The sequence below is a fragment of the Streptomyces doebereineriae genome (assembly GCF_031845645.1).
Lineage (GTDB): Bacteria > Actinomycetota > Actinomycetes > Streptomycetales > Streptomycetaceae > Streptomyces > Streptomyces canus.
This window is the reverse complement of the sequence record NZ_JAVREZ010000011.1, coordinates 73366-91730: the sequence shown is the minus strand read 5'-3', so window position 1 is coordinate 91730 and position 18365 is coordinate 73366. Positions and strand designations below refer to the sequence as shown.

14 protein-coding genes are annotated in these 18365 nt (G+C 71.0%); 5 read left to right on the top strand and 9 right to left on the bottom strand.

Going from position 1 to position 18365, the window contains the following annotated elements:
* Positions 1-18: 18 nt before the first annotated feature.
* Genes RNB18_RS29215 through RNB18_RS29205 form a run of 3 tightly spaced genes read right to left on the bottom strand, consistent with a single transcriptional unit; the run spans position 19 to position 3211 of the window.
* Positions 19-963: a carbohydrate ABC transporter permease gene (locus RNB18_RS29215; protein WP_057609793.1), complete on the bottom strand. Its 945-nt coding sequence runs from the start codon at positions 961-963 to the stop codon at positions 19-21.
* Positions 960-1880: a carbohydrate ABC transporter permease gene (locus RNB18_RS29210; protein ID WP_311717107.1), complete on the bottom strand. Its 921-nt coding sequence runs from the start codon at positions 1878-1880 to the stop codon at positions 960-962. Before RNB18_RS29210 ends, RNB18_RS29215 begins: the two co-directional genes overlap by 4 nt.
* Positions 1877-3211 (bottom strand): ABC transporter substrate-binding protein, encoded by a 1335-nt coding sequence (locus RNB18_RS29205; RefSeq protein ID WP_311717106.1) that lies wholly within the window; start codon positions 3209-3211, stop codon positions 1877-1879. The genes RNB18_RS29210 and RNB18_RS29205 overlap by 4 nt, the downstream gene beginning before the upstream one ends.
* Before the next feature lie 175 nt (positions 3212-3386).
* On the opposite strand from RNB18_RS29205, the gene RNB18_RS29200 reads away from it, so the two are divergent.
* Positions 3387-4253, top strand: coding sequence for a fructosamine kinase family protein (locus tag RNB18_RS29200; RefSeq protein WP_311717105.1), 867 nt, complete (start codon positions 3387-3389; stop codon positions 4251-4253).
* A 262-nt stretch (positions 4254-4515) separates the two neighbouring features.
* Here the strand turns inward: RNB18_RS29200 and RNB18_RS29195 are convergent, their stop codons facing one another.
* Together RNB18_RS29195 and RNB18_RS29190 are read right to left on the bottom strand one after the other, a co-directional pair.
* The gene (locus RNB18_RS29195) at positions 4516-6687 is read right to left on the bottom strand and encodes a TerD family protein (protein ID WP_311717104.1); all 2172 of its coding nucleotides are present in this window, start codon (positions 6685-6687) and stop codon (positions 4516-4518) included.
* Between the two features lie 73 nt (positions 6688-6760).
* Complete coding sequence (locus tag RNB18_RS29190; RefSeq protein WP_266377160.1) at positions 6761-7144, bottom strand: DUF5997 family protein; 384 nt, start codon at positions 7142-7144, stop codon at positions 6761-6763.
* A 58-nt stretch (positions 7145-7202) separates the two neighbouring features.
* On the opposite strand from RNB18_RS29190, the gene RNB18_RS29185 reads away from it, so the two are divergent.
* Positions 7203-7991, top strand: coding sequence for a LysR substrate-binding domain-containing protein (locus RNB18_RS29185; RefSeq protein WP_311717103.1), 789 nt, complete (start codon positions 7203-7205; stop codon positions 7989-7991).
* Between the two features lie 44 nt (positions 7992-8035).
* Here the strand turns inward: RNB18_RS29185 and RNB18_RS29180 are convergent, their stop codons facing one another.
* Both RNB18_RS29180 and RNB18_RS29175 read right to left on the bottom strand, forming a co-directional pair.
* On the bottom strand, positions 8036-9205 hold the full coding sequence (locus tag RNB18_RS29180; protein WP_311717102.1) for a GDSL-type esterase/lipase family protein: 1170 nt from the start codon (positions 9203-9205) through the stop codon (positions 8036-8038).
* Positions 9206-9209: 4 nt separating this feature from the next.
* Complete coding sequence (locus tag RNB18_RS29175; protein WP_311717101.1) at positions 9210-9791, bottom strand: TetR/AcrR family transcriptional regulator; 582 nt, start codon at positions 9789-9791, stop codon at positions 9210-9212.
* 70 nt (positions 9792-9861) lie between these two features.
* On the opposite strand from RNB18_RS29175, the gene RNB18_RS29170 reads away from it, so the two are divergent.
* Positions 9862-10359, top strand: a complete 498-nt coding sequence (locus RNB18_RS29170) for an FBP domain-containing protein (protein WP_311717100.1) — start codon at positions 9862-9864, stop codon at positions 10357-10359.
* 34 nt (positions 10360-10393) lie between these two features.
* Here the strand turns inward: RNB18_RS29170 and RNB18_RS29165 are convergent, their stop codons facing one another.
* Entirely contained in the window at positions 10394-13198 is a 2805-nt protein-coding gene (locus tag RNB18_RS29165) for a beta-L-arabinofuranosidase domain-containing protein (protein WP_311717099.1), read from the bottom strand.
* 240 nt (positions 13199-13438) lie between these two features.
* On the opposite strand from RNB18_RS29165, the gene RNB18_RS29160 reads away from it, so the two are divergent.
* Together RNB18_RS29160 and RNB18_RS29155 are read left to right on the top strand one after the other, a co-directional pair.
* Complete coding sequence (locus RNB18_RS29160; protein ID WP_311717098.1) at positions 13439-16117, top strand: ATP-binding protein; 2679 nt, start codon at positions 13439-13441, stop codon at positions 16115-16117.
* 100 nt (positions 16118-16217) lie between these two features.
* Positions 16218-17633, top strand: coding sequence for an FAD-binding oxidoreductase (locus tag RNB18_RS29155; RefSeq protein ID WP_311717097.1), 1416 nt, complete (start codon positions 16218-16220; stop codon positions 17631-17633).
* 39 nt (positions 17634-17672) lie between these two features.
* On the opposite strand, the gene RNB18_RS29150 is transcribed toward RNB18_RS29155, so the two are convergent.
* Positions 17673-18362 carry an HAD family hydrolase gene (locus RNB18_RS29150; protein ID WP_311717096.1) on the bottom strand — a complete coding sequence of 230 codons (690 nt, stop codon included), beginning with the start codon at positions 18360-18362 and terminating at the stop codon, positions 17673-17675.
* Positions 18363-18365 lie beyond the last annotated feature (3 nt).

Genomic DNA, 18365 nt, shown 5'->3' with positions numbered 1-18365 from the left:
AAACGTGGGGGGTCGGGGTCAGCCCTTCGTGGCACCGGCGGCGATGCCGGTGACCAGGGAGCGCTGGAGGAGCAGATAGACGATCAGGCTGGGTATCAGGGCGATGACCGCACCGGCCAGGACCACCCCGGAGCCGACCTCGGGGTCGGTGCGCAGGATGGACAGGGCGACGGTGACCGTGTAGTCGGTGGGGTCCTTGGAGGCGATCAGGGGCAGCAGGTACTGGTCCCAGATCATGATGAAGCCGAGCACCCCGGCCACGCCCAGCGCGGGCTTGCACAGCGGCAGGATGATCTGCCACAGCATCCGCAGTTCGCCGACGCCGTCGAGGCGGGCCGCCTCCTCGATCTCGGCGGGGATGTCCCGCATGAACTCGGTCAGCATCATCACCGAGAATCCCCAGGCGCCCAGCGGCAGGATGACGCCCCAGACCGTGCCCTTCAGGTCCAGGTGGACCACCGGCACGTCACCGAGGACCAGGGACAGGGGGATCGCGATGACCTCCTCGGGCAGCATCAGCGTCATCATGAACAGCATCATGATCAGCGCCTGGCCACGGAACCGGTGCCGCGCCAGCGCGTACGCGGCCAGCGTGCACACCACGAGCTGGAGCAGCAGTCCGCCGCCCGCGATGACCAGGGAGTTGCCGAGGTAGTCCCAGATGCCGCGCTCGCCCGCCACCCTGAAGTTCAGCAGCGTGCTGTCGTGCGGCAGGAACGACAGCGAGGATCCGCTGGGGTTGGTGGTGAAGGCGCCCGAGAAGATCGTCAGGAACGGCGCCGCGAAGACGGCGAGGGCGATCAGACAGAGCAGGATGCGCAGGGCCCAGGCGAGACCGGGCCGGTCGTTCCAGCCGAGGGCGGTGTCGAAGCGGGCCGGGGTGGTCCGCTGCGCCTTGGTGGTCCGTCCGGCCGGGGTGTCAGGTGCCGCCGGCCGGACGGGGTCGATGACGGGGGCGCTCATCGCGCTTCTCCCCTCTTGCGGAGGTTGTTGACCAGGACGGTGAGCAGCAGCGTCACGCAGAGCAGGACGACCGAGGCCGCCGAGGCGCCGCCGATGTCGTTGCGGGTGAAGCCCAGGGTGTAGGCGCGGGTCATCCAGACGTCGGTGGACCCGGCGGGGCCGCCGCCGGTGAGGACGTAGACCTCGGTGAACACGCGCAGTCCGCGGATCGTGGCGAGCGTGAGCACGATCATGAGCGCCGGGCGGATCGCGGGAAGCGTGACGTAACGCAGCCGCTGCCACAGCGAGACACCGTCCATCGCCGCCGCCTCGTACAGCGAGCGGTCCACGCCCGCGAGACCGGCGAGGAAGATCACCATGTTGTACGGCGCCCAGATCCAGATGCCCATCACCATCGTCGAGTACAGCGCGATGTCCGGGTTGTCGAGGAACTGGACGGTCCCGAGTCCGAAGAAGTGCAGCCCGCTGTTGAGCAGGCCGTCGGAGGTCGGGTAGTACATCAGCCGCCACAGCTCGCCGACCACCGCGGTGGCCGTGACGGCGGGCAGGAAGACCGCGGTACGGAGGAACTTCAGCGAGCGGGCCTGGCCCTCGAGGAGCAGCGCGAGGGCGAACCCGAGCAGGATCGCCCCGACCGACTGGCCTATGCCGAGGATCAGGGTGTGCCCGATGGCGTCCTGGAAGCGGTGGTCGGTCAGGACCCGGCTGTAGTTCTCGAGGCCGATCCACTTGTCGCCGAGGAAGGGCCTGACGTCGAAGAAGCTGAGCCAGATGCCCTTGGCCATCGGCCAGAACTTGAAGACGAGGGCGAGCAGCAGCCCCGGAGCCAGGAAGAGCCAGGGGACGACGGCCTTCTTGTCGAGGGCCCTCCTGCCGGTGCTTTTGCGCGCCGCGGGGGCGGGAACGGTAGCGGTCATTTCAGCAGGTCCTGGTCCTTGAGGTCACCGGCGAGGGTGTCGTTCAGCTCCTTGAGCTGCGAGCGGACGTCACCGCCGCAGTACGTGAAGATCGAGTTCAGCGCGTCGGCGGTGTCCTGCTTGATCGGGGCGAAGTCCGGCGCGTTCGGGAACTGCTCGGAGGCGTGCTCGTAGGCCTTCTGTACGACACTCCAGCGGGCGTCGTTCCTGACCTCGGCCGCGTCCAGCGTGGAGTTCACGGGGATGCGGACGACGGGCTGGTGGCCGTCGACGCTGGTCATGGCGATCTTCTGGCCCTCGGCCGAGACCAGGAACGAGGCCAGCGCCAGCTCCTGTCGGTCCTTGCCGGTCTTGGCGCCGAGGTAGACGTTCTCGCCGTCGGCCAGTACATCGCCGCCGGCCGGGCCGGCGGGGGCCGGGACGACCTCGTACTTGTCCTTGCCGGGCGTGGCGTCGAAGGTGGTGATGTTGTACGGGCCGGTCATGTACATCCCGGCGTTGCCGTCCTGGAAGTTGGTGGCCGTCGCCGTGACGGCGGTGATCGCGCCGGGCTGGACGACACCCTGCTTGCCGCAGAAGAGGTTGTCCTTCATCCAGGTCACGGCGTTGATCGCGGCGGCCGAGTCCATGGCGGGGGTGTACGTGCCCTTGCCGTCCGGCGCGATGATCTGCGCACCGCCCTGCCACAGGAAGCTCGCGCCCCACCAGGTGGCGTAGCCGTTCTGGGCGCTGGCCGGCGCGACGATGCCGTAGGTGTCGGCCTTGCCGTCGCCGTCCGGGTCCTCGGTGGCGAAGGCCTTGGCGACGGAGAGCATCTCCTGCCAGGTCTTCGGCGCTTTCAGCCCGAGCTTCTTCAGCCAGTCGGTCCTGATCATCAGGGTCTGGGCCTGACGGGAGTACGGGATGCCGTAGTGCTTCCCGTCGATGCCGACGGTGGAGGACCAGGACTTGTCGGTGATCTGTTCGCCGCCCGCGATCGAGGCGGGGTCGATCGGCTTGAGCAGGCCCTGGCTCTGGTAACTGCCCATCAGGGCCGTGTCGTTGATCATGACGTCCGGCAGGTCCTTGGTGGACGCCCGGCTCTGGAGCTGCTGGTCGAAGTTGATGACCGGCTGGTAGTCGATCTTGATGCCGGTCTTCTTGGTGAAGGCGGCGAAGACCCGGTCGTAGGTGGCGGCCGAGTCCGGATTGCTCCGGGTCCAGACCTCCAGCGTGTTCGGATCGCTGCTGCCCGCGCTGTCGGAGCCGGAGCCACAGGCGGCCGTTCCGAACATCAATCCCGCGACGGTGGCCGCCGCGGCCAGGCGGCGTCGTCGTCGGCGATCGCCCATGGACACACTCCGTTCATATCCGTGAACTCGCTTCACGAATCTAAATGATCGGCCAAGCTACGGATTGTTTCTTCCGTATGTCAAGACATGGCTGAGACTCTTCACAGAGGCTGTGCACAAGCCCTTCGGGCACGCTGGTGCGAAAGCAGCGGTGTGAGTGATCAGGGAGACACAGGTGTACGACGACAGCGACGGCCCGGCTGCGGCGGCGGCGCGGCTCACCGGCCGTACGGCGAGGGATGAGCGCCCGCTGTCCGGCGCGCTGGCCGAGGTGGTCCTCGACGACGGCCGGACGGTGATGGTCAAGCGCGCCGACGGTCTTGAGGAGGCCCGGGCGGAGGCGGCGGGCCTGCGCTGGCTGGCCGGGGCCGACGCTGTCCGGGTACCGATCGTGTACGGCCAGGACGGCCACTGGCTGGTCACCGACCAGATCGCCCGGGGGCGGCCCAGCCGGGAGGCGGCGCTCCACCTGGGCCGGGCGCTGGCCGGGATGCACCTCGCCGGGGCACCCGCCTTCGGCTCGGCGCCGCCCGGTGGCCCACGGGACGCCTACATCGGGCGAGCCCCGATGCGGAACGTCGAAGGCGCCGACTGGCCCGAGTGGTACGCCGAGCACCGGGTGCTTCCGTATCTGCGGACCGCGGTGGACGACGGCACGATCAGGATCCCGGAGGCAGAGGTGATCGAGCGGCTCTGCGCGCGGCTGCCCGACCTCGCGGGCCCCGCCGAGTCGCCCGCCCGGCTGCACGGCGACCTGTGGAACGGCAACGTGCTGTGGGGCGCCGACGGCCACGCCTGGCTGATCGACCCGGCCGCACACGGCGGCCACCGCGAGACCGACCTCGCGATGCTCCACCTCTTCGGCTGCCCGCACCTGGACGAGGTGCTGCGCGGCTACGAACAGGTGGCACCGCTCGCCGACGGCTGGTCCGACCGCATCGCGCTCCACCAGCTGTTCCCCCTGCTGGTGCACGCCGTGCTGTTCGGACGGGGATTCGCGGAACAGGCCCTCAGCACGGCGAAGGCGGCCCTGGAACGGTGAGTACACCGGTCCGGGCCGCCTGAGCGTGTGACATCGCGGGCGAGGAAAGCGAAGGAGCTGATTTCACGCCCCGAGAGGCAGTCGCTGAGAAGGAAGCTCCCTCATGGCCTCGCCACGAGCGGTACGGCCGCGGTGACCCGCGGGTGCCGCCCGGTGCGATGTCGACGGCGAGGAAAGCGAAGGGGCTGGAGCTTTGGAGGCCCGGTTTGCAGCCGGTGAGAAGGAAGCCCCTTCATGGCCTCGCCAAGACAAACGGTAACAGTCACTCGGGGATCAAGTCGCGCAGATTTTCCGGGGTGATGACCACCGAGTCCGGGTGCAGCCCCTCGGGCCGCTCCAGGCCGATGTAGGTCACGGGCACGTCCGGCACCGACTCGGCGTCCCAAGGAGCCACGTCCGTACCGCCGTTCGCCATCAGCTCGGTCAGATACCCGACCGTGAGCTGCTCGCGCTCCACGACGGCGCGCAGCAGCGTCGCCACCGACACCCGGTTGCCCTCGACGCGGTTGTACGCCGGATGCCCCTTCAGGTACAGGTGCAGCCACTTGGCGTGCCAACTCCCGTCCTCCGCACGCCGGAACGCCAGCGGCAGCGCCACCCGGCCCGGCCCGCGCAGCTCCGACTTCATCCGCACGGTGCGCGCCTCGAAGGGCCGCCCCTGCTGCTCGCCCTCGCGCAGCATGAACCCGAAGAACGACTCCTCGGCCTCCTCGAACCCCTCCCCGGAGTAGATGTTGACCTGCGGGACGATGTACGTGCCCCGCACCGCACCGAGCCGCAGATTGATGAACTCCGAAGCGCCGTCAGGGGCGTTGGTGATGTCACCCGAGTGCTCGCCCTCCACCTCGCGGAGATTGGTGTACGACAGCCACGACACCGTGTCGTACTTCGCGTCCAGCAGCAGCGCCGACAGGTCGTAGTCGGTGACCCGCTGCGCCTGCTTCCAGTACACGAAGAACCGCAGCAGCTCCCCGTCGACCGGCGAGACGGAGCCGCGGGGCAGCACACCGAGTCCGGCCGAGGTGGCCCGGCCGCTGAGCGGAAGCGCCACGTCGAGGACGTCGGGGCCCACCAACAGCCGCTCCGGGGACGGGAGTCGGCGGCCGATCTCCGCGTCGAGCGCGGCGATCAGACGCTCCCGGTCCGTCTCCGGTACGGCCGTACGCGCGTCGTCGGCGACGTGCGCGCGGCCCAGACGGTTGATGAACACCCGCTTCCGGCCCGTCTTCGCGGCCCGGTTGTGCAGGTACTCACGCACCGACAGCACGACCCGCCCGGAGACCTCCGGGGCGGTCTGCTCGACGGCGGCCACCACCGCGTCCCGCTCCTCCTGCGTGCGCGCGGTGCGCAGCAGCCGGTCCAGCGCGCGGAAGAGCCTGCCGGGCGCGGACTTGAGCAGCTCCGCAGCCCCGGTGACGTCGTCCGCACCGAGCAGTGCCTCGATGCGCGCGTCGAAGGTGTACGCCTTCTGCTCGCCCCGGGCGACGGCGAACACCTCGGCGGCACGCGGCCACTGGGGGTACTCGTGCGGGTGCAGACGCTCGCCGAGCCGCTTGAAGGCCTCGCGGTGCGCGAGGACGTCGGCGAGCTTGGCCGGGGCCGCCGCGACGACCGAGTCGAGCCCCGCGAGCAGGGCACGGCGGGCCGGCCGCGACAGCGCGCGGAACCGGGTCGGCTCCTGGAGGGACACATCTCCGCCCGACAACGCGCAGGCGAGCCGCAGCACATCGGTGACGGTGTCCAGCAGCAGACCCGAACCCGCCTTCAGCCGGGCCTCGTTGACGACGGCACGGTTCTCCCGCACCGGGATCTCGTCCGGCTGGGGCCCGTCGGCGCAGTGCTCGGCGAGCACCTTGAGGTCGGCCAGGTGCTCGTCGCCGAGCGGCGTGGTGCTGCCGGCCAGCGCCAGGTACAGGGCGGTGACCTCGTCGTCCAGGGCGCCGCCCAGGTGCAGGACCGTCAGCCGGTCGCCCACCGCGGCCGTCAGCTCGTCGTGCGCGGCGAGCATCTCGTCGTACGTGTGCTGGTAGTTGCCGTACGACGGCAGCGTGAGCAGGTTGATCACGCCGTTGCGCAGCTGGGTGAGGACGCCGGAGCGGGCCTTGCCGTCCTCCAGGGCCTCGCGCACGCAGCGCATCCAGAACTCGAAGGTGTCCGGGACGTTGGCCGGGAAGTCCTTGAAGTAGACGTTGTGCCGCACATGGTCGCCGGCCATCTCACGGACGGCGGCGAGCGTGGGCACCGCGGTGTCGACGACTGCGGCCTCCGACAGCCCCGACAGTCGCCTCAGCGCGTCCGCCGACAGCTTGAAGCCGACGGACATCAGCGCGGCGTCGAACTGCCGCGCCGCGACGGCGCCTTCCCCGACGGGACCCGCGGGGGAGGGGAGACGGAGGGTGTGCCGGATGACCAGGCGTTCCAGACGGTGGACCATTCCGGAATGGTCGCAGAGGTGTTCGACCCGGCGCATCGGAGTTTTCGGTGCCCCGGTCTTCCGCGGGTCCGGGTCAGGACTCCTGGCCCTGCTTCTTCTCCTTGATGCGCGCCGCCTCCTTGCGGACCTCCGCCTGCGTGGCGCGCTCCTTCTCGAGCCACTCGGGACCGTCTTCCCGCAGCGCCTCGATCTGCTCGGTGGTGAGGGCTTCGGTGACCCCGCCGCGCGCCAGGCCCGCGATGGAGACGCCCAGCCTGGCCGCGACGACCGGGCGGGGGTGCGGGCCGTTCTGGCGCAGGTCCTGGAGCCACTGCGGCGGATTGGCCTGAAGTTCGTTCAGTTCGGCGCGCGAGACCACGCCCTCCTGGAACTCCGAGGGGGTGGCGGGGAGGTACACACCCAGCTTCTTCGCCGCGGTCGCGGGCTTCATCGTCTGGGTGCTCTGGTGCGACTTCATGGAGTCCAGACTATCGGCCGCGCACGAGGCCTCCGACCACAGTGGGTAACCTTGCCGCGTGACAGACTCGCCAGAACCCCCCTCCTTCCGGCTCGCGTACGTCCCCGGGGTGACGCCCGCCAAGTGGGTGCGGATCTGGCACGAGCGGCTGCCGGACATCCCCTTGGAGCTCCTCCAGGTGAGCGCCGCGGAGGCCTCCGACGTGTTGCGCGACGGCGGTGCGGACGCCGGTCTCGTGCGGCTGCCGGTCGACCGTACGGTGTTCAGCGCGATCCCCCTCTACAGCGAGACGTCGGTCGTCGTGGTCCCCAAGGACCACGTGGTGACCGCGGCGGAGGAGGTGACCCTGGAGGACCTGGCCGACGAGGTCGTCCTCCACCCCCTCGACGACGTCATCGGCTGGGACCGGCCGCCCGGCGAACCGGCCTTCGAACGCCCCGCCACCACGGCGGACGCGATCGAGCTCGTGGCGGCGAACATCGGCGTCCTCGTCGTCCCCCAGTCCCTGGCCCGCCTGCACCACCGCCGTGACCTCACCTACCGCCCGGTCACCGACGCCCCGCAGTCCGACATCGCCCTGTCCTGGCGGGAGGACGCCACGACGGACATGGTGGAGGACTTCATCGGCATCGTCCGGGGGCGGACGGTCAACAGCTCACGGGGTCGCACCCAGCCGGAGCCGGAGCGCAAGCAACGGCCGGAGAAGGGCGCCGGCCGCAAGCCCGCGTCGGGTGCCGGGAAGGGCGCGGCGCGGGGGTCCTCCGGCGCGGCCAAGGGTTTTCGCGGCGGGTCCGGCGGCTCGAAGGGCGCGGGCGCCCGACGCGGCAAGCCGAAGCGCAGGGGCTAGTCGCCCCGGCGGTCCGCCTGGACCCGAAGACGCGGCTCGCTGCTTCAGTCGCTGCCGAACAGCCCGTCGGCCCCGAACGTCACCCCCGCGAACCGTTCCCCCATCAGCCGGTGCGTCGCCGCGTCCGGGTGCAGGTCGTCCGGCAGCGGCAGCTCCGCCGAGTCGCTCTCCCCGTACAGCTCGCGCCCGTCGAGGTGGTGCAGGTTCGGGTCCTCGGCAGCCCTCTGCTTCACGATCCGGGCCAGCTCCTCGCGGATCACCTGGAGGGTCAGCTTCCCGCTCGCGCGTTCCGCCGGGTCGCCCAGGGTCCTGAACCGCAGCCGGCCCTCGCCGAGCTCGCTGAAGTCCGGGAAGCAGGGCCCCGGTGTGTCCTCGTGCATCGGGCACAGGATGGGCGAGACGACCAGCAGCGGCGTGTCCGGGTGGCCCTCGCGGATCGTGTCGAGGAAGCCGTGAACCGCGGGACCGAAGGCGCGCAGCCGCATCACGTCGTGGTTGACGATGTTGATACCGATCTTGACGCTGATCAGGTCGGCGGGCGTGTCCCGTACGGCCCGCGCGGTGAACGGGTCGAGCAGCGCGCTCCCGGCCAGGCCCAGGTTGATCAGCTCCACCCCGCCCAGCGTCGCGGCGACCGCGGGCCAGGTGTTCCTGGGGCTCGCCGCGTCGGAGCCGTGGCTGATGGAGCTGCCGTGGTGCAGCCACACCCGGCGATCAGCGGTCGGCGCGGTCTCGACGGGGGCGTCGGTGCGCAGGGCGATCAGCTCGGTGGTCTCGTTGTGCGGCAGCCAGATCTCGACGTCCTTGACCTCGCCGGACAGCCCGTCGAAACGGACGGTGCCGTGCGGCCCGGGCCGCACCTCGGACGTCCCCTCGGCCATGTCAAGGGTGATGACGTTGCCGCCGAGCACACTGCCCTGCCCGGCCGGCCGGCCGTCGACGACCAGGTCGTACACGCCGTCGGGCCGGGGCGGCGCACCCACGTAGGTCCGCTTGGTCGGCAGCGCGTCCAGCTCCACCGCGGTGGCCCGGGTGCGGAAGACCAGCCGTACCCCGGCGGGCTGGGACTCGGCCATCGCCAGCTGCCCGTCGGTGTTCTGGGCGCGCGCCCGGGCGGGCAGCCGGTGCGGCAGTACCCCGTGCTCGGTGTGCTCCACATCGAGGGCGCCGCGCAGCAGGTCGGCGGTGACGGGTGTGGTGATCCAGTCGTGCATGTCCTCAGCCTGTCGAAGGAGGGGTGGGCCAGTTGCGCAGCAGCGAGTCGAGGGCGTCCAGAATCCGCGTCCAGGACTCCTCGGAGTCGGGGGAGCTGTGGCTGAACCCTCCTGCCCCCTCCAGACTCGCGTAGCCGTGGAAGGTGCTGCCCAGCAGCCGTACGGCATGGGTCTGGTCGGGTTCGGGCAGGTCGTAGCCGCGCAGAATTGCCCGCATCATCTGCGCGAGCCGTACGCCGGCGCTGGCCGCCGCGGTCTCGGGGTCGAGCCTCAGCCGGGCGGCGGCGGCACGGCCGGGGTGTGCGCGGGCGTAGTCGCGGTAGACGTTCGCGAAGGCGGTGAGGGCGTCCTTGCCGGCCCGTCCGGCCACCGCGTCGGCGGAGAGGTCGGCGAGCTCCCCCAGGGCGAACAGGGCGATCCGGGTCTTGAGGTCCTGGGAGTTCTTCACGTGCGAGTACAGGCTGGCGACCTTGACGCCGAACCGCCGGGCGAGCTCCGAGACGGTCACCTGCTCGAAGCCCACCTCGTCGGCCAGCTCCGTGCCCGCCCGGACCAGTCGCTCCGTGGTCAGCCCTACTCGTGCCATAGCAGTCCTCTCGTTTGCCCGAAACAATTATGCATTTGCCTAAAGCTTTTAGGCAAACTAGCGTGAGGCTATGGAACCGCTGACCGAGCAAGAGATCCGTGCCGCCTTCGTGAACTGCACCAAGGGCGAGGCGAAGCGGCTGTCCGTACCGCGTGATCTGGCCGAGCGTCCGTGGGACGACCTGGACTACCTCGGCTGGCGCGATCCGCAGGCGCCCGACCGCGCCTACCTGGTGGCGGTGCTGGACGGCCGCCCGACAGCCCTCGCGCTGCGCGGCTCCGCCGCCGGTTCCTGGCAGACCCGGCGCAGCATGTGCTCGTTGTGCCTGACCACCCACTCCGGCGGGGTCTCCCTGATGGTCGCGCGGAGGGCGGGCAAGGCGGGGCAGCAGGGCAACTCGGTCGGCGCCTACATGTGCGACGACCTCGCCTGCTCGCTGTATGTGCGGGGCAAGAAGGACGCGGGCGCCGGTGCGCGGCTGCACGAGACGCTCACCCTGGACGAGAAGATCCGGCGGACGGTGACGAACCTCGCCGCCTTCGTCGCCAAGGTGACGGGCGCCGTGTAAGGCACCCGCGCCCTCGGGGAGTTCACTCGGGAGGTCAGGAGACGTACGTGGCCTGCTGTGCCGTGTTCACCACCGTCTGGCCGTTCGCCCGGGTGAGCGACCCGGCCGCCACCCAGGAGTCCACCGTCGACTGCACCCGGGCGACGAGCGCGCTCTTCGTGGCGAAGGGGGCCCCGGCCCAGATCTCGTCGAGCAGTGAAGTGCCGTCGGATTCAACGGGGTTGGCCACGCCTGAGTCCAGTCCGCCGAAGACGACCTCGGGTTCCGAGCGCCGGAAGTAGGCGTGGGTCGGGTCTTCGGTCCCCTCGTGGAAGGGGGCGAACTCGGTGCCGTTCAGCGTGAAGTGCAGGGGTTTGCCGCTCACCGGGGTCAACGTGGGCAGGAGATCGCCGGACAGGGCCGCGTTGGCGTACAGCCCGAACGGCAGATAGCTGGTGGCGGAGTTGCGGGCGACCAGGTTGACCGGGCCGTGGAACAGGGTCTGCAGGGCCGGATCGTCCAGGGCCTTCTCGACGCGCAGCCGGAACGGCACGGTGACGCGGACGATGTCCCCCGCCTTCCAGGTCCGCGACACCGTGAAGTACGACCCGGCCACCGGAGTCCCGCTCACCGCAGCGCCGTTGACGGTCACCTGGAAACCCGCGGTGGCCCACGACGGCACCCGCAGCTTCAGCCCGAAGGCCGCGCTGCCGCCACCGAAGGTGAGCGTGGTGCCCTGCTCGCTGGGGTAGCCCGTGGTCTGAGTGACCGTCACTCCCTTCTCTGCCCAGGTGAGCCGGGAAGGGCTGTACAGGTTGACGTACAGCGCGCTGCCGTCTGCGGCCTTGAAGTACACCGAGTCCTGGTACTTGGTGGCGCTCTCCATGCCCGTGCCCTCGCAGCAGGTGGTGCCCTCCTTGGGCGTGTAGTCCCGTACATGACCGGGCGTCAGCCCGATGAAGTAGGTGACCAGCGGCTTCTCCGCGTCGGCCTTGTCCTGCTTGGAGCCGAGCACCTGGTTGTAGAGGGCCCGCTCGTAGTAGTCCATGTACTTCGGGGACTGCTCGTGGAAGAACAGCGTCCGGCTCAGCTTCAGCATGTTGTACGCGCAGCACGTCTCCGCCGTCGCGCCGCCGATCGTGCCCGCGATCACCCCGGAGGCCTTCCAGAACTCCCCGGTGCTGGTGCCGCCGATGCCGTACATCCGGGCCGGGACGACCATGCCCCAGAAGTTTCTCGCCGAGGTGAGGTAGCGCTGCTCGCCCGTCGCGTCGTACAGCCTCAGCAGGCCCGTGAAGATGGGGATGTGCTGGTTGGCGTGCAGCCCGTTCAGGGTGTCGGTGTTCGCGGCGCACGCGTCGATCAGCCTGTCCAGGTCGAACAGGCGGGCCAGCGCGAGGTGTTCGGCCCTTCCGGTGAGCGAGTGGAGGTCGACGATCGCCTCGACGATGCCGCCGAACTCGCCACTCGAGAAGATGCCCCACATCCGCTGCAGGGTCGCCTCCGGGAGCACGGACAGCCGGGAGTACATCCAGTCGCCCATGCCCGACGCCAGGTCGAGGGCCCGGTCGTCGTCCGTGGCGGTGTACGCGTCCAGCAGGCCCCGCAGGATCTTGTGCGCGGTGTAGTAGGGCGCCCACACCTTGGTGTAGTCGCTGCCGGTCATCGACTCCAGCTGGATGAACTGCGTCTCCGGGTACGCCGCCAGGAACCCGGGATGGCTCGGCCCGCCCCACGTCCGGCGCAGGGTCGCGGTCAGGCCGCGGCCCGAGGCGTCGGCGAAGGTGCCGCCGGTGGTCTCGAAGAAGTCGTACGACGCCAGGGTGCCGCGTCCGGCGGAGGTGGCGGAGGCCCGGTTGTTCTGCAGCATGGTGATCTCGGCGGCGGTCAGTGCCCGGGACCAGACGTTGAACTCGTCGAAGGCGCCCGCGAAGACGGGGTCGCCGGAGTAGTGGGAGCGGCCGAGCCAGTGGTGGGCCAGGGCGCCGAGTGCGGCCGGGTTCAGGCTCATCGAGGTGTTCGTCGCGACGGCCGTGCCGTTGACGTACAGCGTGCCGGTCGTGCCGGAGATCGTGACGGCCAGGTGGCTCCACTGGTTCAGCGGCAGAGCCGCGGTGCCGTTGAGCCCCTGCTCGCCGCCGGCCCCGTTGGCGGTGATGGCGAAGCGGGGCACACCCGAGCCGTTGCGGGCGGCCAGGTACAGGTACTTGGTGGTGTCGTTGCCGAAGTCGAAGACGCGGGCCCAGTTGTCGGCGTGGGTGGGCTTGACCCACGCCGACAGGGTGATCGCGGAGGCTCCGCCGAGGACGGCCGCCGGCAGGTCGACGTACTGGTAGGAGCCGCGCACGTTCTCCTGGGCGGTCCCGAACCTCCCGGTCACGGCGAGCATCTTCGGGTCGGTGCGCAGGGCCGAGCGGACCGCGGTCAGCGCGCTCACCATGGTCGCGATCCTGTCGGCGAAGACCTGCTCGCCGGTGCCGGCGTACGCCTGAGACAGCATGGTCAGGAAGTGCCCGGTGTAGTGGCCGCGGAGATTGCCGTTGGCCTCGCCGTCCAGCCCCTCCCAGCCGCCGGGCGCGACCGCACCGCCCGTGGACAGGCCGGCGTTGGCGCGAAACACCTGGAGCAGCCGGTTCACGTCGTAGCCGCGGGCGTGGTCGAGCATGAGCTCCCGCTTGTCGGCGAAGAGGCCCGGGCCGAGGGCGACATCATCGAGAGCGAAGGGCTGGGCGGTCCACACGGACGGTGCCTCCGAAGCTGCGGCGACGGCCCGGCCGGTCGCCGCGTGGGTGATGGCGGGGGTCGCGGCCGCGAGGGCGGCGGCCTGCAGAAGGGATCGTCTGGAGAGGGGCGGTGCCATGGGTGCTCCTCCATGAGTCGCTCGCGTCAGAGTGATCGGTATTTCGAACGGTGTGCGAGTGATCGACCAGACGATAGGGAGGAGGCGGGCACGGGTCAACGGGTCCGGAGCGGCCAATTCACCACGAGAGCGTCCCGCCTCAGCCGCACCGGGCGCCCCCACGGCGACGCCGTACGTCAATACGCCCCGCCGTCAGTGGAGCAGGGGCGTTCCGGTGTTCCCGGTGGCAGAATCGGGCGCGTGGACTGGGGGATCCTCGAGCGGGAGCCCGAGCTGGCGCGACTGGCCTCGGCCGCGCGGGAGGCGGCGGACGGGGCCGGATCCGTGGTGCTCGTGTTCGGAGAGGCCGGTATCGGCAAGTCGAGCCTGGTCAAGGCCCTTCCCGACCATCTGCCGGACGGCACCCGGATCCTCGTCGGCGAGTGCGACGACCTCGCCACCCGCAGGCCCCTCGGCCCCTTCCGCGACCTGATCGGCAGCGTCGGCGGCGAACTCGCCGGTGCCGTGACGGAGGGCGGCGACCGCCATCGCGTCCACGAGGCGCTGCTCGAAGAACTACGCGGAGCGGTACTCGTCGTCGAGGACGTCCACTGGGCCGACGAGGCCTCCCTGGACGCCCTGCGCTTCCTGGTCCGGCGGATGGAACGCCTGCCCGCCCTGATCGTCCTGACCTACCGCGACGACGAGCTGAGCCGTGAGCACCCCCTACGGCATCTGCTCGGCCAGGTGTCCCGGGCGCCCCGCGTGCACCGGCTGCCCCTGGCCCGCCTGTCCCTGGACGCCGTACGCACCCTCAGCGCCGGCCGCGTCGACCCCGCCCAGGTGTACGCCGTCACGAACGGCAACCCCTTCTTCGTCGCCGAGATCGTTGCCGCCGGTGGCACCGGGAGGGTCCCTCCGACCGTCGTCGACGCCGTGCTCGCCCGGCTGCGAGGCCTGCCCGGCGCCACCGTGGACGCGTTGGAGCAGTTGGCCGTCGTTCCCTCGGCCGTGGAACGCCCGCTGGTCGACGCGCTGCTCACGGACCGGGCGTCCGACCTGGCGGCGCCGCAGGAAAACGGCCCGCTCGCGACCGGGGTGTCCGCCCCGGTGGACCAGCACGGCCCGCTCACCGACGGGGTGTCCGTCCTGGCCGCCGCCGAGCAGCGCGGTCTGCTCACCGTCACCCCGGAACGGGTGGCGTTCCGGCACGAGCTGATCCGCCGGGCCGTGGCCGACTCCCTGCCCGCCGCCCGCCGCATCGGCCTCAACCGGGCCGTTCTCGCGGCTCTCGTCGCCCGGCCGGGATCCGACGCCGCCCGGATCGTCCACCATGCGGCCCAGGCCGGCGACCAGGACGCCGTCGCCCGCTACGGCCCCGACGCCGCGAAGGACGCCGCCGCCACGGGCGCCCACCGCGAGGCCGCCGCCCAGCTCCGGCTCGTACTGCGCGAACGGCACCGCTACGCCCCCGCCGAACTCGCCGACCTGCTCGAACGCTACGCCGTCGAGAGCTACACCATCGCCGACTCGGCCGCCGCCGTCGCAGCCCAGCGCGAGGCCGTCGCCCTGCGCCGCGCCCTCGGCGACACCCTCGCCCTCGGCGCCGACCTGCGCTGGCTGTCCCGCATCCACTGGTGGGCCGGCAACGCCGACCAGGCCCAGGAGGCCGCCCGAGAGGCGGTGGCGGTGCTTGAACACGCGGGCGACGACCGCCTGTTGGCACTCGCCGTCAGCAACACCGCCCAGCTGCGCATGCTGTCCGAGCGCTACGCCGAGGCCGTCGAACACGGCGAGCGCGCCATCGTCCTGGCCCGCAAGGCGAACGACCCGGCGATCCTCGCGCACGCCCTCAACAACGTGGGCACCGCCCGCTGGCGCTCCGGAGACCCCGACGGGCGGGCCGAGTTGGAGGAGAGCCTCGACGTCGCGCTCGCCGCGGGCGAGGTCGAGCACGCCTGCCGTTCCTACGCCAACATCATCTGGACCCTGCTCGACAACCTCCAGTACGACGAGGCCGACACGTTCCTGCCCCCGGCGATGGAACTCGCCGACCGCGCCGAGCATTTGGGATTCCTCAACTACCTCCACGTCGAACTCGCCATGCGCAGGCTCGCCGCCGCCGACTGGGACGACGCCGAGAAGCACGCCGAGTACGGCATGCACGACTTCATCCCGGCCCGTTGTCCCGCCCTGACCGTCCTGGCCCGGATCCGCATCCGCCGCGGCTGCCCCGGCGCCGACGATCTCCTCAGCGAGGCCTGGGAGATCGCCGTAGGGACGAAGGAACTGCAGCGCACCGGACCGGTGGCGCTGGCACGGGCGGAGTCGGCCTGGCTGCGCGGGGACGCGAAAGGGGTGATCGAGGCGGCTGCGCCCGTCCATGCCCAGGTGAGCCGGCTGCCGGGAGCCCCCCACCGGCCCGAACTCGGCTACTGGCTCACCAAGGCGGGTCATCTCGTCCCACCGGACGACTCCGACCATCCGTACGCCTTGCAGGCGCGCGGGCAGTGGCGCCGGGCCGCCGCGCTCTGGCAGGCCGCGGGCTGTCCCTACGAACATGCCGCCGCGCTCGCCGAGAGCCCGGATGCCGCCACCAAGCTGGAGGCACTGGCCGCCTTCGACACACTGGGCGCCGAACCGGCGGCCCACCTGCTGCGCGTCGAGCTACGACAGCTCGGCGTGCGCCACGTCCCGCGCGGCCCCCTCGCCGCGACCCGCGAGAACCCCGCAGGCCTCACCGACCGGCAGCTCCAGGTCATACGGCTGCTCGCCGAAGGGCTCACCAACGCGGAGATCGCCGCCCGGCTCGTCGTGTCGGTCCGCACGATCGACAACCACGTGCGGGCGGTGCTCGACAAACTCGACGCACCGGGCCGCCGCCAGGCCGCCGTGCGCGCGGCGGAGCTCGGGTTGCTGCCCGGCGGCTCCGAAACCTAGGTATCCCGGAGCGCCGAGCTGGGTGACGGTCACGGATATCCGCTGCGGTGTGACGCGAGTAGAACGGACGAATCTACCCGATTCGGAAACGGGGGACTTCATGTCCAGCACGCCCGCCCAGGCCGCACGTCGTGAGCTGACCGGATTCACCGGGGAGCTGATCGGCCCCGAGGACGCCGGCTACCAGGAGGCCCGTACCGTCTACAACGCGATGATCGACAAACGCCCCGCCCTCGTCGCCCGCTGTGCCGACGCGGACGCGGTGTCCCGCACGATCGCCTTCGCCCGCGCCCAGGGCCTTCCCCTCGCCGTGCGGGGCGGCGGGCACCATGGCGCCGGACTCGGCACCGTCGACGGGGGAGTGGTCGCCGACCTGTCACCCATGAAGGACATCCAGGTCGACCCCGAAGCGCGCACCGTGCGGGTCGGCGGCGGCTGTGTCTGGGGCGAGGTGGACCGCGCCACCAACGCGCACGGCCTGGCCACGCCCAGTGGCATCGTCTCCACGACCGGTGTCGGCGGCATCGCCACCGGCGGCGGGCTCGGTCACCTCACCCGCAGCTGCGGGCTGACCATCGACAACCTGCTGGAGGCCGACATGGTCCTCGCCGACGGCCGCCGGGTACGGGCGAGCGCCGACGAGAACAGCGACCTGTTCTGGGCGATCCGGGGCGGCGGCGGCAACTTCGGCGTCGTCACCTCGTTCGTCTTCCGGCTGCACGAGATCAGCACGGTGATCGCCGGACCGACCTTCTGGGCCGTCGAGGACAGTGCCGAGGTGCTCTCCGCCTACCGGGAGTTCATCCTGAACGCGCCCCGCGAGCTGGGCGGGTTCTTCTTGCACGGCACCGTCCCGCCTGCCCCGCCGTTCCCCGAGGAGATCCAGCTCCGCAAGACCGCGGGCGTGGTGTGGTGCTACGCCGGCGCCGACCCCGAGGCGGCCGCCCGCGAGATGGCCCCGCTCCTCGACGCCCTGCCCCAACCGCTGCTGCACGCCCCCATGCCCATGCAACACCCCGACATCCAGTCCGCGTTCGACGGGCTCTACCCGCCCGGCCACCAGTGGTACTGGCGTGCAGACTTCGTCGAGACCGTCCCGGACGAGGCGGTCCAGCTGCACGCCAAGTTCGGCGCCGAGGTGCCGACCGTCCAGTCGACCATGCACCTCTACCCGATCGACGGCGCTGCCCACGACGTGGGCCAGGACGAGACCCCCTGGGCCTACCGCCACGCCAACTGGGCCTCCGTCTTCGCCGGCGTCGACCCCGATCCGGCCAACGCCGAGCTGGTCAAGCGGTGGACCGTCGACTACTTCGACGCCCTGCACCCGCACTCGGCGGGCGGCGCCTACGTCAACATGATGATGGACGAGGGGCAGGAACGCGTCCGCGCCAGCTACCGCGGCAACTACGACCGCCTGGCTCGCATCAAGGCCGACCGGGACCCGGACAACGTGTTCCGCCTGAACCAGAACATCCAGCCGGCACCGAAGCCCTCGCACGGGGCGCGGCCGTAGGACGGTCGCTCGGCGGAGCCGGGGACGGGCGCCGTGCCGTCAGCTCCGGTTCCGCACCAGCCAGTCATGAGCCGCCCGTGCCGTGAACTCCTCCTGACCTCCCCGCAGGAGGAGCCCGGCGCGGGTGAACTCGGGGGCGTGGGCCTGCGCCGCGACGTACGGGATCGCGATGCAGCGCATCCCGGCCGCGTGCGCGGCGGCGGCGCCCGGGGCGGCGTCCTCCAGGACCACACAGTCGGCAGGGTCGGCACCCAGCCGGCGGGCCGCCTCCAGGAAGACGTCCGGCGCGGGCTTGCCGTGGGCGACCTCGTCGGCCGAGACGGTCGTACGGAGATACACGTCGAGGCCCGTCACGGCCAGGATCGCGGCGATGGCCTCCGGAGAGGACCCCGAGGCGACCGCCATCGGCACGCCCTCACCGGCCAGCAGCTCCACGAACTTCCGCATCTCGGGGTACGCGCGCGTGGCGGTGCCGGCCAGCTCCAGGTAGCGCCGGTTCTTGTCCGCGAGGAGTTCCGGCACGGACGCCCGCAGCCCGTACAGCGACTTCCACCGCGTGACCGTCTCCTGCGTGCTGATCCCGACGTACCGCTCGTGGTCGGTCCAGGTGAAGTCCGGGACGCCGTGCTCGGCGAGCGTCTGCCGACCCGCTTCGTAGTAGTTCGGCTCGCTGTCCACGAGCGTTCCGTCGAGATCGAAGATGACCGATATGCCGCTGAGCCTGCTCATGGC

What these genes read in the sequence shown, in the direction of transcription:
- RNB18_RS29215 (WP_057609793.1), bottom strand. Translation starts at nt 963, where the DNA reads ATGAGCGCCCCCGTCATCGACCCCGTCCGGCCGGCGGCACCTGACACC.
- RNB18_RS29210 (WP_311717107.1), bottom strand. Translation starts at nt 1,880, where the DNA reads ATGACCGCTACCGTTCCCGCCCCCGCGGCGCGCAAAAGCACCGGCAGG.
- RNB18_RS29205 (WP_311717106.1), bottom strand. Translation starts at nt 3,211, where the DNA reads ATGGGCGATCGCCGACGACGACGCCGCCTGGCCGCGGCGGCCACCGTC.
- RNB18_RS29195 (WP_311717104.1), bottom strand. Translation starts at nt 6,687, where the DNA reads ATGGTCCACCGTCTGGAACGCCTGGTCATCCGGCACACCCTCCGTCTC.
- RNB18_RS29190 (WP_266377160.1), bottom strand. Translation starts at nt 7,144, where the DNA reads ATGAAGTCGCACCAGAGCACCCAGACGATGAAGCCCGCGACCGCGGCG.
- RNB18_RS29180 (WP_311717102.1), bottom strand. Translation starts at nt 9,205, where the DNA reads ATGCACGACTGGATCACCACACCCGTCACCGCCGACCTGCTGCGCGGC.
- RNB18_RS29175 (WP_311717101.1), bottom strand. Translation starts at nt 9,791, where the DNA reads ATGGCACGAGTAGGGCTGACCACGGAGCGACTGGTCCGGGCGGGCACG.
- RNB18_RS29170 (WP_311717100.1), top strand. Translation starts at nt 9,862, where the DNA reads ATGGAACCGCTGACCGAGCAAGAGATCCGTGCCGCCTTCGTGAACTGC.
- RNB18_RS29165 (WP_311717099.1), bottom strand. Translation starts at nt 13,198, where the DNA reads ATGGCACCGCCCCTCTCCAGACGATCCCTTCTGCAGGCCGCCGCCCTC.
- RNB18_RS29155 (WP_311717097.1), top strand. Translation starts at nt 16,218, where the DNA reads ATGTCCAGCACGCCCGCCCAGGCCGCACGTCGTGAGCTGACCGGATTC.
- RNB18_RS29150 (WP_311717096.1), bottom strand. Translation starts at nt 18,362, where the DNA reads ATGAGCAGGCTCAGCGGCATATCGGTCATCTTCGATCTCGACGGAACG.